The sequence below is a fragment of the Scytonema hankhaensis NUACC26 genome, assembly GCF_045865695.1.
Lineage (GTDB): Bacteria > Cyanobacteriota > Cyanobacteriia > Cyanobacteriales > Nostocaceae > Scytonema.
On sequence record NZ_BAACAP010000097.1, the window covers coordinates 1 to 18,522 of the forward strand.

Consider the following 18,522-nt stretch of genomic DNA (forward strand, 5'->3'; position numbering starts at 1 on the left):
GAGCGTGCGGATAGCCTGTGGAATATGTACGGTCCGACGGAGACCACCATCTGGTCAGCCGTGTCTCAAGTGCAAGCGGGTTCAGGCTCGGTGTCCATAGGAAGAGCGATCGCCAACACCCAATTCTACATCCTTGATGCCAATTTACAACCAGTAGCAGTGGGTGTGGCGGGCGAATTGCACATCGGCGGGGATGGTTTGGCGCGAGGCTACCTCAACCGACCGGAGTTGACAGCAGAAAAATTCATTCCCAACCCCTTTGGTCATGCGGGGAGTCGCTTGTACAAAACTGGGGATTTAGTTCGCTACAAGAGCGATGGCAACATCGAGTATCTCGGACGCATTGACAATCAGGTGAAGGTGCGTGGCTTCCGCATTGAATTAACCGAGATTGAGGCACTCCTGAGTCAGCACCTAACTGTGCAACAAGCTGTTGTGATTGCCAAAGAAATTGCGGGCGATAAGCGTTTAGTTGCCTACTTGGTACCCCAAACTGAGGCAACACCAGCAACTCATGAGTTGCGCTCCTTCCTCAAACAGCAACTGCCCGAGTACATGGTACCATCTTATTTTGTGGTGCTCGATACCCTACCACTCACACCCAATGGCAAAGTTGACCGCAATGCCCTACCAGATCCAGATCCCGACCACACTGCGCTAGAGGTGTCAGCATACGTCGCACCCCGAAACGAGGTGGAGCGACTTCTAAGTGCTGTCTGGCTTGAGGTGCTAAATCTGGAAAAGGTAGGTGTGAACGACAATTTCTTTGAACTCGGTGGTCATTCACTCCTGATCGTCCAACTTCATAGCAAACTTAATCAAACGTTACTCGGAAAGATCTATAGAGATATCTCAGTCGTTGACTTGTTTAAATATCCAACTATAAGTACTTTGGCGCAATATCTCGGTCAGGAACAGGATGGATCGACATCGACTTTGCAGAAAATCAATGCCCGTGCCAGCAAGCGAACAGACGCGGAACCGATCGCGATCGTCGGCATGGCAGGTCGTTTTCCGGGAGCCAAGAATGTTGATGAGTTTTGGCAGAATCTGCGCGAGGGTGTGGAGTCAATTTCATTTTTCAGTGATGAGGAATTAGAGGCACAAGGCATAGACCCAGCATTACTGAAAAACCAAAACTACGTCAAAGCAAATGGTTTGTTGTCAGACGTAGAGATGTTTGATGCGTCGTTCTTTGGGTTTACACCTAAGGAAGCGGAAATTATGGATCCCCAACACCGCCTGTTTTTGGAGTGTGCTTGGGAAGTTCTAGAAAATGCCGGTTATAACTCGGAAACATATGATGGTCAGATTGGTGTTTATGCTGGTGCTGGTCTGAATGCTTACTTACTTTATAACCTCGTCTCAAACCGCGACCGAATTGAATCGTTCGGCAACTATCAAACATTTATTAGTAATGATAAAGATTTTGTGCCGACGCGAGTTTCTTACAAGCTCAACCTGACTGGACCGAGTGTTAATGTTAGCACTGCCTGCTCTACGTCATTAGTCGCTGTGCAAATGGGATGCCAGAGCTTGCTGAATTACCAGTGTGATATGGTACTCGCTGGTGGCGTTTCCGTTGGTATCACACAAAAAACGGGTTACTTGTATCAAGAAGGCATGATTTTTTCTCCCGATGGACACTGCCGTGCCTTTGATGCCGAATCTCAGGGAACTATTAGTGGCAATGGTGTTGGAATCGTGCTTCTCAAGCGCCTATCGGATGCTCTGGCTGACGGAGATTGCATCCATGCAGTCATCAGAGGAGTGGCTATCAACAACGACGGTTCGTTAAAAGTTGGTTACACGGCACCGAGTATCGAAGGTCAAGCAGCAGTCATATCGGAGGCTCAAGCTATAGCTCAGATTGAGGCCGAAACGATCTCCTACGTAGAAGCCCACGGCACGGGAACAGTTTTGGGAGACCCGATTGAAATCGCCGCCCTGACACAAGCTTTTCGTGCGACAACTCAAAAGAAGGGCTTCTGTGCTATCGGTTCGGTGAAAACAAATATTGGACATTTAGACACAGCAGCGGGTGTAGCGAGTCTGATTAAGACAGTCATGGCACTGAAACACAAGATGTTGCCACCGAGCCTGCATTTTGAGCAGCCCAATCCCAAGATTGATTTTGCCAATAGTCCGTTTTACGTCAACACGACACTGCGCGAATGGAAAACTGACGGAACTAAGCGCCGCGCTGGGGTGAGTTCTTTTGGCATCGGGGGCACGAATGCCCATGTCATCTTAGAAGAAGCCCCTACAGTAGAGACTGAAGATCTCCGGTCTGTACATTCTAGACCTTGGCAGTTGCTAGTTCTCTCAGCCAAAACCGAATCTGCACTTGACACTGCAACTGTCAATCTCGCCGAACACCTCAAAACACATCCGGAAATTAACCTCGCGGATGTTGCTTACACCCAAAGCATTGGTCGCCGTGCTTTCGAGCATCGACGAATACTGGTTGGCTCTGATGTTAACTATGTGGCAAACGCACTCAATCCCCTAGATCCAGAACGAGTTTTGACAAGCTTCATAGAACCCAAGGCGCGACCTGTGGTGTTTATGTTTTCGGGGCAGGGAGCGCAATACGTGAATATGGCGCTAGAACTTTACCAGAGTGAGCCGACATTTCGCGAGCAGGTGGATATTTGCTCGGAAATCCTCAAACCCCACTTGGGACTAGACCTGCGTCACGTGCTCTACCCCAGCGAAGAACTCATAGAAGTGGCTGCAGAGCAAATTAAACAGACAGCTATTGCACAGCCAGCACTCTTTACCATTGAGTATGCCTTGGCAAAATTATGGATGGAATGGGGAGTACGTCCTCAAGCGGCGATCGGTCATAGTATCGGGGAATATGTTGCCGCGTGTTTGGCAAATGTTTTCTCCTTAGAAGATGCCCTAGCCTTAGTCACGGCAAGGGGACAGCTAATGCAACAACTCCCTTGTGGGGCAATGCTTTCGGTTCCTCTGCCGGAAGAAAAGGTGCAAACCCTCTTAGGCAAGGAACTCTCCTTAGCAGCAGTCAACGGACCGAGCTTTTGCGTCGTTTCAGGGGTTACCGAGGCTGTAGAGGCATTAGAGAAGCATCTAGCAGAACAAGGAGTGGAGTGCCGTCGTCTACATACCTCCCATGCCTTCCATTCAAACATGATGGAACCCATACTGGAGGAGTTCACCGAACGGGTGAAAAAAGTCAGCTTAAATCCGCCACAAATGGCATACGTATCCAACGTCACGGGCACTTGGATTACCGCAGCAGAGGCAACAAATCCAGAGTATTGGGCAAACCATTTGCGTTCTACAGTCCGTTTTGCTGAGGGCGTGCAACAGTTGTTGAATGAACCAGAGCAAATCCTGCTGGAGGTCGGTCCCGGACGGACATTGAGCACATTAGTGAGACAGCATCCAAATCAGGCAGCCCAGCAAGTCGTGCTTTCTTCGTTACGCCATCCCCAAGACTGCCAATCGGATGTTGCATTCTTGCTGACTACATTAGGGAAGCTCTGGCTTGCAGGGGTACAGGTGGATTGGTCGGGATTTTATGCTTGCGAGCAACGCCATCGCCTCCCCTTGCCAACTTATCCTTTTGAGCACCAACGTTATTGGATTGAACCCCAAAAATCGCCAGATCGGGTTAAGACGCATCAAGTTTCATTAGATAAAAATCCTGATATTAGAGATTGGTTTTACACCCCTTTCTGGAAAAGCTCCATGCCACCTATGCTTTCTCACCAGCCAGATATGGCAAGGCAAAAATCTTGCTGGTTGGTGTTTAGCGATGAGTGCGGCTTGAGTTCTCGAATGGTGAAACGACTAGAACAAAAAGACCAGGATGTAATTACTGTGAGAGTGGGCAAGCAGTTTGCTAAGCTCAGCCATTGTGTATATACTCTGAATCCCGGACAGCGTGATGATTACGACGTCTTACTCAAGGAGCTTCAGGCTTTAGGCAAGACTCCAGAAACAATTTTGCATATGTGGAGTATTACACCGAACGAACAAACACCATTAAGTATCGAGTTTTTTGAAAAGTCTCAAGACTTAGGTTTCTACAGTCTGCTGTTTCTGGCACAAGCACTTGGAAAACAGAACTCGACACAGCCCCTTCAAATTGGGGTTTTGTCAAACAATATGCACGAAGTGACAGGCTTTGAGGTGCTTTCCCCAGAGAAAGCTACTTTGTTAGGACCTTGTAAGGTGATACCACAGGAATACCCGCATATCCGCTGCTGTAGCATTGATATTGTTATTCCCGAATCCGGAATTTGGGAAGATAAACTTATAGATCGAATATTATCAGAATTTAGTGCAAAATCGCCTAACTTAGTAGTAGCTTATCGTGGAAATCACCGTTGGGTACAAAGCTTTGAATTAGTACAACTAGATGAATCGGTTGAACGAACACCACAGCTGCGATCGCAGGGAGTTTACCTGATTACAGGTGGATTGGGAGGCATTGGTCTTGTGCTTGCAGAATATTTAGCACGGACAGTACAAGCAAGATTGATATTGATAGGACGTTCTGGTCTTCCTGATAAAAATGAGTGGGAACAATGGATCGCAACTCATGATGACCAGGATGACATCACCCGTAAGATCGCAAAAGTGCAGTTAATGGAGAAACTGGGAGCAGAGGTCTTAGTGAAGAAGGCTGATGTTGCAAATGTTGAACAAATGCAGGCAGCGATCGCTCAGATCTACGAGAAATTTGGAGAAATACACGGGGTAATCCATGCAGCGGGGATTACTGGAAAAGAATCCGTTAGCAGCATTCAGGAAATAGATCTAGCTAGGTGCGAACAACAATTTCAACCTAAAGTACACGGACTATTCGTATTGAAAAAAGTGTTAGAGGGCAAAACGCTTGATTTTTGCATACTGACATCATCCTTATCAACTGTTTTAGGGGGATTAGGGTATGCGGCTTATTCTGCAGCCAACTTGTTTATGGATGCCTTTGCTTATAAGTGTAACCAGATAAACGCGATGCCCTGGATAAGCGTGAACTGGGACGGCTGGAAATTTGAGGAAGAACAAAATATAGCTTTTGAAACAACTTTAGCTAAATTAGCTATAACATCAAATGAAGGTGTAGAGGTCTTTCAACATGTTTTATCCACTTATGCTGCTGCCAGTCAGATAGTTATCTCCACTGGGAATCTACAAGCCAGGATTGACCAATGGATTAAGCTTGAATCTTTACAAAATACAAAATCTTCAAAGAAAGTAGATTCATCTTCACTGCACTTAAGACCGAATCGACACAATGCCTATGTTGCTCCCAGCAATGAGATTGAGCAAACCATTACTGACATTTGGCAAGAACTTTTTGGTATTGAGCAGATAGGTATCTATGACGACTTTTTTGAGATCGGAGGTCACTCTCTGCTGGCAACGCAGTTTATATCTCAGTTACGCACCACCTTCTGTGTGGAGTTACCCTTAAGCAGCCTCTTTGAAACGACCACTATTGCAAAGTTGGCGGAACTGATTGAAGAGATGCTAATCGAGAAACTAGAAGAATTACCTGAAGAAGAAGTTCGACTTCTTTAAAACTTATTTCATCACCTTCAGGTCTTATTTTTAACAGCCAAGTTTTGACAAAAGCTTTTAAAAAACCTACCAGATCGACTTGTTTTTCTTCAATTACGTTCCTGATAATAAAAAGAGGTGTAATGTGTCTAAACAAGATAATCTTTCAAAACGACGATCTAATCTTTCACCAGAAAAACAAGCACTTCTTAAAAAGTGGACGCGAGGTGAGCGTAAAACTCAATTGAATCTTATTCCCCAGCGAAAAGAGCAGGGAGATCCTCCACTGTCTTTTGCCCAACAGCGGCTGTGGTTTCTTGACCAGTTAGATCCTAACAGTATCTATAACATCTCCGCCGCCATTCGCTTTACAGGCAAGCTCAAGGTAGCAGCGCTAGAGCAAAGCCTCAAGGAAATAGTGCTGCGTCACGAAGTCTTGCGGACTACCTTTGCCGTTGTAGATGGGCAACCAGTTCAAGTCATTCACGCTGCCCCTAATTTTACTTTATCAGTAGTAGACCTCCGGTATCTTCCTGATATCAAGCGGGAAACTGAGGCAAAGCAGCTAGCTATTGAAGCGACTCAATGTACTTTTGACCTAGGTAACGGTCCGTTGCTGTGTACTACCTTGCTGCAGCTAGATGAGGAAGAACACATCCTACTGTTGGTGATGCATCACATCGTCACTGATGGTTGGTCAATGGAGATATTTGTCCGAGAGGCATCTGCGCTCTATCAAGCCTTCTGTGCAGAAGAACCGAAACCTTTACCAGAGTTGCCCATCCAATATGCCGACTTTGCTTGCTGGCAACGGCAATGGCTAAGTGGGGAAGTTCTAGAAACTCAACTCAACTACTGGCGGCAACAGTTAGCTGGAGCACCCCCAGTGTTAGAACTGCCTACCGACCGACCCCGTCCGCCAAGACAGACTTTCCGAGGTAGCACCCTAAAGTTTCAACTTAGTTCTAACCTAGAACAGAAGCTTTTAGCTGTCAGCCAAAACTCAGAGACGACCTTGTTTATGACCCTGCTGGCAGTCTTCGTGACCTTACTTGGACGCTACAGCAATCAGTCTGACATTGTCGTTGGCTCTCCAATTGCTAACCGCAACCGCAGTGAAATTAATCCTCTCATTGGGTTTTTTGTCAATACCCTAATGTTACGCATCGACCTAAAGGGAAATCCCAGTTTCTCTGAGTTGCTTGCTCGGGTACGTCAGATATGCCTAGATGCCTACGCTCATCAAGACGTGCCCTTTGAGCAAGTGGTAGAAGCTTTGCAACCAGAGCGTTCTTTAAGCTATGCACCACTGTTCCAAGTGATGTTTGTGTTGCAAAATGCGCCGATGCCAAAGTTTCAGCTTCCCGACTTAACGCTTTTACCGTTGCCAATTGAAAGCGCCACAGCGAAGTTCGATTTGACTCTGGTTTTAGAGAACACAAGCGATGGATTGATGGGGTCAGTAGAATACAGCACTGACTTGTTTGATGCAGCGACGATTGAGCGGATGGTAGAGCACTATCAAACTCTACTATCCGCAGTTGTTGTCAATCCCCATCAGAAGCTATCAGAGCTACCACTGCTCAGTGCCAGCGAACAAAATCAAATATTGGTGGAGTGGAACGATACACAAGTTCCTTATCCCGAAGAGTTATGTCTGCATTCTTTATTTGAGCAACAGGTGCGGAAAACACCGAATGCGACAGCAGTAGTGTTTGAAAATGAACACCTCACTTACAGTGAAGTAAACGCCAAAGCTAATCAACTGGCACACCATCTTCGTGAGTTGGGCGTGGAACCGGAAATGTTAGTGGGTGTGTGTGTCGAGCGGTCATTAGAAATGGTGGTGGGATTGCTGGGCATACTCAAAGCCGGTGGCGCATATGTGCCAATTGACCCAGAGTACCCACCTGAACGCTTGGCATATATGCTCAGTGACAGCCAGGTGAAGGTGCTCCTCACTCAGGAAAAATTCGCGAGCGGGCTGGCACAGCAACAGGCACATCTGGTGTGTTTGGATACAAACTGGCAAGAGATTTCCCCCGCCAGTGCAGAAAATCCACACACTGAAGTGTTACCCCATCACTTGGCGTATGTAATTTATACTTCCGGCTCAACAGGCAAGCCGAAAGGAGCGATGAACAGCCATCAAGGGGTTTGCAATCGCATACTTTGGATGCAGCAAGCCTACCAAATTTCCGCAGAGGATCGCGTTTTACAGAAAACCCCCTTCAGCTTTGATGTGTCGGTGTGGGAATTCTTCTGGCCATTAATAACGGGAGCGCGGCTCGTGATGGCACAACCAGGAGGACATAGAGATAGTGCTTATCTAGTAAAGCTGATTGCCACTGAGCAGATAACCACACTGCATTTCGTGCCCTCAATGCTACAGGTGTTCTTAGAAGAACCATTACTAGAAAGTAGCGGGAGTTTGCGGCAAGTGTTCTGTAGTGGGGAAGCCCTGCCAAAAGAACTGCAACAGAGGTTTTTCGCCCGATTGGGATGCAGTTTGCACAATCTCTACGGACCGACGGAAGCAGCAATCGACGTGACATATTGGCAATGTCAACCAGACAGCGAACTGTTGAGTGTGCCGATTGGTAGGGCGATCGCCAATACACAAATTTACATCCTCGACCGCGACCATCAACCAGTGCCAGTGGGAGTTCCAGGGGAGTTGCACATTGGGGGTGTGGGTTTAGCACGCGGCTACCTCAACCGACCGGAGTTGACAGCAGAGAAATTTATTCCCAACCCGTTTGCAGATCGTCCGAGTCAACGCCTGTACAAAACCGGGGATTTAGTCCGCTACTTTGCTGATGGCAACATTGAGTATCTCGGTCGGATAGACCACCAGGTGAAGGTGCGTGGCTTCCGGATTGAGTTGGGCGAAATTGAAGCAGTTCTGGGTCAACACCCAAATGTGCGAGAAACTGCGGTCATCGCCACACAAGAATCTGGCACGACGCGGTTGGTGGCATACACAGTAGCGCATCAGCAACCCGCACCCACAATTAGTGAGTTGCGTGCTTTCCTCAAACAAAAGTTACCAGAATACATGGTACCGAGTGCCTTCGTGGCACTTGAGACCCTACCACTCACACCCAATGGCAAACTCGACCGTCGCGCTTTACCCAAACCGTTTGGGCAACCGGAACTCACCAGTGGCTTTGTCGCGCCAAGAACACCGACCGAAGAAATCCTGGCAAACATATGGGCAACAGTGCTGGGCATTGAGTCGGTGGGCATCCATAACAACTTCTTTGAACTTGGGGGCGATTCGATTCTGACGATTCAGATCGTGGCCAAAGCCAATGCTGCTGGGGTGCAACTGAGTGCAAAGCAGATGTTTGAGCATCAAACGATTGCGGAGTTGGCAGCAGTTGCTGGCACAACTGAGGCAATTCAGGCTCAACAAGGAGTGGTGAGCGGCACATTGCCACTGACACCAATTCAGCAGTGGTTCTTCGAGCAGGATTACTCAGTCTCAGCACACTGGAACCAAGCTGTGATGCTAGAAATGCCACCAGGTGTACGGTCAAATCTGCTCGAGCAAGTGGTGCATGCAATGCTAGTACACCATGATGCCTTACGCTTGCGTTTTGAGCGCACTGATTGGGGTTGGCAACAAACGAATGCGCCCTTGGACGACACAGTGCCGTTGACAGTCGTAGATTTATCGACAATACCAGCAGCTCAACAACCAGCAGCCATACAAGCAAAAGCTACCGAACTCCAAGCCAGTTTAAATTTATCTACTGGACCGTTAGTGAGAGTGGCGTGGTTGAATCTCGGTCTTGAGTTCAACTCGCGATTACTAGTCGTCATCCACCACTTAGCAGTGGATGGGGTGTCATGGCGGATTTTGTTGGAAGATTTGCAGAGTGCCTACTCGCAACTTAGTAGTGGTGGGGCAATACAACTACCACCCAAAACCACAGCGTTTAAAGATTGGGCGCAAAGCCAGTGGGAGTATGTACGCTCCCAAGATCTGCAACCCCATCGCGATTTTTGGTTGGCACAATCAATTCAGCCCGTCGCCAGCATACCTCTTGACTATCCAAGCGGTGCAAACAGCGAAGCATCTGCACGCACAGTATCGATGTCGTTATCAGTTGAAGAAACCCGTGCATTACTGACTGAGGTGCCAAAAGCGTACAACACGCAAATCAACGACGTGTTGCTCACAGCTTTGGTGCAGGTGTTAGCTCATTGGACGCAATCAACTCATGTACTGTTCAACTTGGAAGGACACGGACGCGAAGAGATATTGGATCGGGTTAATGTCTCGCGCACAGTGGGATGGTTTACTACCATCTTTCCGGTGGTGTTACATCACGCTACAGACAATCCTGGTGAGGCGTTAAAGTCCATCAAAGAGCAACTGCGTCGCATCCCCTCTCAAGGCATGAGCTATGGCTGGTTGCGCTATCTTCTCGATGACGCCGAAACGACCGCCCAACTCACGAACCAGGGTTCCGCTCAGGTCATATTCAACCATTTGGGTCAATTTGATTCGGTTCTACACTCCGAGGCGATTTTCCAACTCGCTTCTGAATCGAGCAGTCCTAGCCGTAGTCCCCTGAATCACCGCACTCATCTACTTGAAGTCAATAGCATCATCATCGGCGCTCAGTTGCAACTGGATTGGACGTACAGCGAGAACCTACACCGCCACAGCACAATTGAGCGTTTAGCGCAAGAGTATTTGCAAGCGTTGCGCGAGTTGATTGCTCATTGCTTGGCTCCGGATGCTGGCGGTTACACGCCAACAGATTTTCCCCTGGCACAACTCAACTCAGTTGTACTGGAGAAATTGTTGAGCAGTGTTGTGCCAAGGCAAGACCTTACCAAAACCAACTGGAAAAATCTGGCCGATATCTATCCATTATCCTCAGTGCAGCAGGGTATACTGTTCCACACCCTTTACGCTCCCGATTCTGGGGTGTATTGCCAGCAACTGAGCTGTACTTTTACAGGGGAGTTGGATGTTGAGGTCTTCAGTGCCGCATGGCAGCAAGTCATAGCGCGGCACGTTGTTCTAAGAACTGCTTTCACATGGGAACACTCCGAGCAGCCGCTACAGGTGGTGTATCGGCAGGTGAAACTACCACTGGAAATCCATTCTTGGACCGGGCTATCTCCACAGGAGCAGCAACAGCAACTACAAACCTTTATTGAATCCGAGGGTCAGCGTGGTTTCCAATTGTCTGTGGCACCACTGATGCGCCTGAGCCTGATTCAAATGTCTGATGAGGTCTACCAATTTGTTTGGACTTATCACCACATACTTATAGATGGCTGGTCGCTGCCGTTGTTATTCACCGAAGTACTGGGCTATTACGAAGCATTGTCTGTGGGGCATGAGTTACAACTGCCACCGAGTCGTTCCTACCGCGAGTACATTGCCTGGTTACAGAAGCAGAACATGGCTCAGGCCGAACAATTCTGGCGGCAAACACTCCAGGGTGTAACTTCCCCAACACCGCTCGTAGTCGATAAAGCACACCACAGCTTATCCGGTGAGCAAAGCTACAGCGAGGAGATTCTGCTTCTGCCAAGGGCAGCAACAACAGCACTAGTATCTTTGGCACGAATGAATCAATTGACGTTGAACACCTTAGTGCAAGCAGCTTGGGCGTTACTGCTGTGGCGATACAGTGGCGAAAGCGACGTGGTGTTCGGCGTGACTGTTTCCGGTCGTACAGCTGCTAACGGCGCGGAGTCGATAGTTGGGCTATTGATCAACACCCTGCCAATGCGGGTGGGAGTAAAGGGTGAGGAATCAGTTCTATCTTGGCTTAAGCAAGTACACAAGCAACAAGTTGAAATCAGTACTTACGAGTATACGCCACTGGTACAGATCCAGGGATGGACTGATATGCCGCGCGGGCTGCCGTTGTTTGAAAGCATCGTGGTGTTTGAGAATTATCCGGTAGATGCCGCTTTACAAGAGCACTCACAGAAGCTGCATATCAGTGATGTTCGTGCCATAGAGCGGACTAATTATCCACTCACTCTCATCGCCCAGCCCGGAGAGCAATTGTCGTTGCGCTTCATCTACGATACTCAGCGCTTTGATAGTGCTACGATCGCCCGCATGGCGGATCATTTTCAAACCCTATTAGAAGGGATTATTACCAATCCCGCTCGACAGCTATCAGATATACCGCTACTGACTGCCGCCGAACAAAATCAACTCCTGGTGGAGTGGAACAACACCCAAGCCGACTACCCCAAACAATTGTGTCTGCATGATTTGTTTGAGCAACAAGTCCAGAAGACACCCAATGCTATAGCAGTGGTGTTTGAAGATGAACAACTTACCTACAGTGAGTTAAACGCCAAAGCCAATCAACTGGCACATCACCTCCGCTCATTGGGTGTGAGACCAGAAGTGTTGGTTGGAATTTGCACGGAACGCTCAACATTGATGGTAATAGGACTGCTGGCAATTCTCAAAGCGGGTGGCGCATATGTGCCCCTCGACCCCATCTACCCACCGGAGCGACTGGCGTACATCCTCTCTGACGCTTGTGTCTCAGTGCTGCTGACACAACAGTCGGTAGTGGATCTTCTGCCTGACACGCATGGGCATATTGTTTACTTAGACCAAGATTGGCCGATTCACCAAAGTTTGCACAACCCGAACAGTGGCGCGATCGCTGAGAATCTGGCTTATGCCATCTACACAAGTGGCTCCACCGGACGACCAAAAGGAGTACAAATTTGCCATCGCGCTGTGGTAAACTTCTTAAGAGCAATGTCCGCTCAACCGGGGATGGTGTTAGAAGATGTACTGGTGGCGGTGACGACCATTACCTTTGACATCGCCGCATTAGAGTTGTTCCTACCATTGAGCTTAGGCGCAAGCCTTGTCCTCAGTCGCGAGCTGATTGCTGATGGTGGTCAAAGCACTGCTGCCTTGGCGACATCGAGCGCCACAGTCATGCAAGGCACACCTGCGACTTGGCGAGCACTGATGCAGGCAGGCTTCCTGGGCAACCCGCAATTGAAAATACTCTGCGGTGGTGAAGCTCTCGATCGCGAACTGGCGACTCAATTACTCGAGCGTGCGGATAGCCTGTGGAATATGTACGGTCCGACGGAGACCACCATTTGGTCAGCCGTGTCCCAAGTACAAGCAGGTTCAGGCTCGGTGTCTATAGGAAAAGCGATCGCCAACACCCAATTCTACATCCTCGATACCAATTTACAACCAGTACCAGTGGGTGTGGCGGGCGAATTGCACATTGGTGGCGATGGTTTGGCACGTGGCTACCTCAATCGACCGGAGTTGACGGCTGAAAAATTCATTCCCAACCCGTTTGACGATGCTGGTAAAAGGTTGTACAAAACTGGGGATTTAGTCCGCTATCTTCCGGATGGCAACATCGAATATATCGGACGCATTGACCACCAGGTGAAGGTGCGTGGCTTCCGCATTGAATTGGGCGAGATTGAGTCCCTCTTGAGTCAACACTCAACTGTGCAGCAAGCCGTTGTGATTGCCAAAGAAATTGCGGGTGACAAGCGCTTAGTTGCTTACCTGCTACCTCAGGCTGAGGCAACACCAACAATGAATGAGTTGCGCTCCTTCCTCAAACAGCAACTGCCCGAGTACATGGTGCCATCTTATTTTATAGTGCTTGATGCCCTGCCACTCACACCCAATGGTAAAGTTAACCGCAACGCCTTGCCAGATCCCGACCATTCTAAACTAGAGGTAGAAGCATACGTTGCACCCCGAAACGAGGTGGAGCGACTGCTAAGTACTATCTGGCTTGAGGTGCTGAATCTGGAAAAAGTAGGTGTGAACGACAATTTCTTTGAACTCGGCGGTCATTCACTCCTGATCGTTCAACTTCATAGCAAACTGAATAATAAGTTACTAGGAAACATTAACAGAGATATCTCAGTAATTGACTTATTTAAATATCCAACCATAAGTACTTTGGCACAATATCTCGGTCAGGAACAGAATGGGTCAGCACCGACTTTGCAAAAAATCAATGACCGTGCTAGCAAGCAAATAAAAGCTCTCAAACGACAACCACTTATTAAACAAAGGAAGAAGACCAATGGATAACTGGGAAACACACGATGGAATGGATGCGATCGCGATCGTCGGCATGGCAGTTCATTTTCCGGGAGCCAAAAACGTGAATGAGTTTTGGCAGAATTTGCGAGACAGTGTTGAGTCCATTTTCATTGATGTGGTGAACAACCGAGAGGAGATGTCTTATGAAAACTATTGAGGAGTTTTTGTCTTACCTCTGCACTTTGGATGTAAAGCTGTGGGTGGATGGTGAACGTTTGCGGTGTAGTGCCCCTGATGGAATACTGACACCATCTCTGCGTGCTCAGTTGCAAGAGCGCAAAGCACAAATCCTCGCGTTTCTGCAAAAGGCTAATCCCACCTCAAGTTCCTCTCTAGCCCCAATTCTGCCCGTTTCACGAGAAGGAAAGCTACCTCTGTCGTTTGCCCAGCAACGCTTGTGGTTCCTACAGCAGTTCGAGCCAGAGAGTGGCTTTTACAACCTTCATGTGCAGGTGCGTTGTGAAGGTCAACCCGATATCGCTGCCCTTGAGTACAGTATCAATCACATCATCAGCCGCCACGAAATCCTACGCACCAATTTTATTCAGGTAGATGGGCAACCGATGCAAGTAATTGCCGACAGCGTGAAGATAACACTGGCAGTCGTAGACTTGCAACACATAGAGCCAAAAGAGCGAGAAAGCGCCTGCCGACAATCGATCCTTGAAAAAGCAACGCAACCGTTTAACCTGGCAACTGACCCATTAGTACGGGCTAGTTTGTTCAAACTGACAGAAACAGAACACGTCCTGATGCTGATGATGCACCATATGGTTTCAGATTGGTGGTCAATAGGCATACTAGTGAGCGAGTTAGCAGCAATTTACCAAGCTGTGTATAATGGTGTACCAATTGCGCTGCCAAAGTTGCCAATTCAGTACGCTGACTTTGCTGTCTGGCAACAGCAGTGGTTGCAACAAGAAGTGCTGACAAAGCAACTCGCATACTGGAAGGAACAACTGAGGAGTACTCCGGCTTTGTTGGAACTGCCAACAGATCGACCGCGACCTGCAATTCAAACCTTCGAAGGATCGTCTGAGATATTCAAACTCTCCGAGGAGCTATCTGAGGCGCTTACTGTCTTCAGTCAGCGACAGGGAGTGACGCTGTTTATGACGTTGTTGGCAGCATTTCAAATATTGCTGTACCGCTATAGTGGTCAAACTGACATTTGTGTGGGCACACCGATAGCTAACCGCAATCGGGCTGAAACAGAGGGGTTATTTGGCTTATTCCTCAACAATTTGGTGCTGCGCGGTAATTTGTCTGGCAATCCCAGTTTTAGCGATTTACTGTCGCAAGTGCGGGAAGTTGCCCTTGGTGCTTACGCCCATCAAGACCTGCCCTTTGAGCAGTTGGTCGAACAATTGCAGCCAAAGCGTTCTTTAAGCCACACGCCGCTGTTCCAAGTGATGTTTGTACTGCACAACTCACCAATGCAGGTGTTGCAACTTCCCAACTTAACGCTCTCTCCATTGGACATGGAAAGCTCATCTGCCAAGTTTGATTTGACCCTATCGTTAGGGAAAACCGACCAAGGACTCAATGAAAACTCAGCTTTTGGACTGACCGCGTCTCTTAATTACAATACAGACTTGTTTGATACCGCCACCATTGTACGGATGGCAGGGCACTATCAAACTCTGCTAGAAGCAGTTGTTAGCGATCCACAGCAAAAGCTATCAGAACTACCACTGCTCACTGCCAACGAACAAAATCAACTCCTGATGGAGTGGAACGATACCCAAGCCGACTACCCCAAACAATTGTGTCTTCATCAGTTGTTTGAGCAACAAGTCCAGAAGACACCCAATGCCGTGGCAGTGGTGTTTGAAGATGAACAACTCACGTATGGCCAGCTCAACGCCAAAGCCAACCAACTGGCACACCACCTGGTATCATTGGGAGTCGAACCAGAAGTGTTGGTCGCCATTTGTGCAGAACGCTCAATACAGATGTTGGTGGGACTGCTAGCCATTCTCAAAGCAGGTGGCGCGTATGTGCCCCTCGACCCGATCTACCCACCGGAGCGACTGGCGTACATCCTCTCTGACGCCCGTGTCTCAGTGCTGCTGACACAACAGTCAGTAGCGGACACACTGCCCGAGGTGCATGGGCATATTGTTTACTTAGACCAAGATTGGCCGATTCATCAAAGTTCATCCAACCCCAACAGCAATGTCTGTGCCGAGAACTTAGCTTATGCCATTTACACAAGTGGCTCAACCGGACGGCCCAAAGGAGTACAAATTTGCCACCGCGCTGTGGTGAATTTCTTAAACGCAATGTCCGCTCAACTGGGGATAGTGTCAGAAGATGTGCTGGTAGCGGTGACGACCATCACCTTTGACATTGCTGCGTTAGAGTTGTTCGGGCCATTAAGCACGGGCGCACGTGTCGTCCTCACCCGCGACCTGATTGCCGATGGTGGTCAAAGCACTGCCGCTTTGGGGACATCAAGCGCTACAGTCATGCAAGGTACACCTGCGACTTGGCGAGCACTGATGCAAGCTGGCTTCCTGGGCAACCCACAATTGAAAATACTTTGCGGTGGTGAAGCCCTATCTCGCGAACTGGCAACTCAATTACTCGAGCGTGCGGATAGCCTGTGGAATATGTACGGTCCGACGGAGACCACCATCTGGTCAGCCGTGTCTCAAGTGCAAGCTGGTTCAGGCGCGGTATCCATAGGAAGAGCGATCGCCAACACCCAATTCTACATCCTCGATGCCAATTTACAACCAGTACCAATAGGTGTAGCGGGCGAATTACACATTGGTGGCGATGGTTTGGCGCGAGGCTACCTCAACCGACCGGAGTTGACGGCTGAAAAATTCATTCCTAACCCCTTTAGCAGCCAGCCCGGTGAAAAGCTTTACAAAACCGGAGATTTAGTCCGCTATAAGAGCGATGGCAACATCGAATATATCGGACGCATTGACCACCAGGTGAAGGTGCGTGGCTTCCGCATTGAATTGGCCGAGATTGAGGCACTTCTGAGTCAACACTCAACCGTGCAACAAGCTGTTGTGATTGCCAAAGAAATTGCGGGTGACAAGCGCTTAGTTGCCTACTTAATACCCCAGGCAGAAACAACACTAGCCATAAGTGAGTTGCGTTCTTTCCTCAAACAGCAACTGCCCGAGTACATGGTGCCATCTTATTTTGTGGTGCTCGATGTCCTGCCGCTCACACCCAATGGCAAGGTTGACCGCAACGCCCTGCCAGATCCCGACCACACTACATTAGAGGTGTCAGCATACGTCGCACCCCGCAACGAGGTGGAGCGACTGCTAAGTACTATCTGGCTTGAGGTGCTGAATCTGGAAAAAGTAGGTGTGAACGACAATTTCTTTGAACTCGGCGGTCATTCACTCCTGATCGTCCAACTTCATAACAAACTGAATAATAAATTACTAGGAAACATCAACAGAAATATCTCAGTAATTGACTTGTTTAAATATCCAACCATAAGTACTTTGGCACAATATCTCGGTCAGGAACAGGATGTGGAAGCACCGACTTTGCAAAAAATCAATGACCGTGCCAGCAAGCGAATAGAAGCTCTCAAACGACAACCATTTATTAAACAAAGGAAGAAGACCAATGGATAACTGGGAAACACACGATGGAATGGAACCGATCGCGATCGTCGGCATGGCAGGTCGTTTTCCCGGAGCCAAGAATGTTGATGAGTTTTGGCAGAATCTGCGCGAGGGTGTAGAGTCGATTTCATTTTTCAGTGATGAGGAATTAGAGGCACAAGGCATAGACCCAGTATTACTGAAAAACCAAAACTACGTCAAAGCAAATGGTTTGTTGTCAGACGTAGAGATGTTTGATGCGTCGTTCTTTGGGTTTACACCAAAGGAAGCGGAAATTATGGACCCCCAACACCGCCTGTTTTTGGAGTGTGCTTGGGAGGTTCTGGAAAATGCCGGTTATGACCCGGAAACATATGATGGTCAAATTGGTGTTTATGCTGGTGCTGGTCTAAATGCTTACTTACTTTATAACCTCGTCTCAAACCGCGACCAAATCGAATCGGTCGGCGTCTATCAAACATTTATTAGTAATGATAAAGATTTTGTGCCGACAAGAGTTTCTTACAAGCTCAACCTGACTGGACCGAGTGTTAACGTTAGCACTGCCTGCTCTACGTCATTAGTGACTGTGCAAATGGGATGTCAGAGCTTGCTGAATTACCAGTGTGATATGGTACTCGCTGGTGGTGTTTCCGTTGGTATCACACAAAAAACGGGTTACTTGTATCAAGAAGGCATGATTCTTTCGCCCGATGGACACTGCCGTGCCTTTGATGCCGAATCTCAGGGAACTATTGGTGGCAACGGTGTCGGAATCGTGCTTCTGAAGCGCCTATCGGATGCTCTGGCTGATGGAGATAACATCCATGCAGTCATAAAAGGTTCAGCTATCAACAACGACGGTTCGTTAAAAGTTGGTTACACGGCACCGAGTGTCGAAGGTCAAGCAGCAGTCATATCAGAAGCTCAAGCTATAGCTCAGATTGAGGCCGAAACGATCTCCTACGTAGAAGCCCACGGCACGGGAACAGTTTTGGGAGACCCGATTGAAATCACCGCGCTGACACAAGCTTTTCGTGCGACAACCCAAAAGAAGGGCTTCTGTGCTATCGGTTCGGTGAAAACAAATATTGGACATTTAGACACAGCAGCGGGTGTAGCGGGTCTGATTAAAACAGTCCTAGCACTGAAACACGAGATGTTGCCACCAAGCCTGCATTTTGAAAAGCCCAATCCCAAGATTGATTTTGCCAATAGTCCGTTTTACGTCAACACGACACTGCGCGAATGGAAAACTGACGGAACTAAGCGCCGCGCTGGGGTGAGTTCTTTTGG

The 18,522-nt window shown here is 48.4% G+C and carries 5 protein-coding genes and 1 pseudogene; all 6 read left to right on the forward strand.

Annotation, left to right across the window (positions count from 1 at the left end):
* Window positions 1–24: 24 nt before the first annotated feature.
* Entirely contained in the window at window positions 25–5,562 is a 5,538-nt protein-coding gene (locus ACKTT2_RS04015) for an SDR family NAD(P)-dependent oxidoreductase (protein WP_407884225.1), read from the forward strand.
* A 124-nt stretch (window positions 5,563–5,686) separates the two neighbouring features.
* Window positions 5,687–13,630, forward strand: coding sequence for a non-ribosomal peptide synthetase (locus tag ACKTT2_RS04020; RefSeq protein ID WP_407884227.1), 7,944 nt, complete (start codon window positions 5,687–5,689; stop codon window positions 13,628–13,630).
* A gap of 19 nt (window positions 13,631–13,649) precedes the next feature.
* Window positions 13,650–13,799, forward strand: coding sequence for a beta-ketoacyl synthase N-terminal-like domain-containing protein (locus tag ACKTT2_RS04025; protein WP_407884231.1), 150 nt, complete (start codon window positions 13,650–13,652; stop codon window positions 13,797–13,799).
* Window positions 13,783–13,887, forward strand: a pseudogene (locus tag ACKTT2_RS04030) (TubC N-terminal docking domain-related protein); the annotation flags it as partial. The gene ACKTT2_RS04025 and the pseudogene ACKTT2_RS04030, both read left to right, overlap by 17 nt.
* A gap of 21 nt (window positions 13,888–13,908) precedes the next feature.
* Window positions 13,909–17,256 carry a non-ribosomal peptide synthetase gene (locus tag ACKTT2_RS04035; RefSeq protein ID WP_407884233.1) on the forward strand — a complete coding sequence of 1,116 codons (3,348 nt, stop codon included), beginning with the start codon at window positions 13,909–13,911 and terminating at the stop codon, window positions 17,254–17,256.
* The coding region (locus tag ACKTT2_RS04040) for a type I polyketide synthase (protein WP_407884229.1) at window positions 17,249–18,522 on the forward strand (1,274 nt) is incomplete at its 3' end. The genes ACKTT2_RS04035 and ACKTT2_RS04040, both read left to right, overlap by 8 nt.

Bases quoted from the DNA above. Each gene is read 5' to 3' on its own strand.
- ACKTT2_RS04015 (WP_407884225.1), top strand. From the start codon at position 25: ATGTACGGTCCGACGGAGACCACCATCTGGTCAGCCGTGTCTCAAGTG.
- ACKTT2_RS04025 (WP_407884231.1), top strand. From the start codon at position 13,650: ATGGATGCGATCGCGATCGTCGGCATGGCAGTTCATTTTCCGGGAGCC.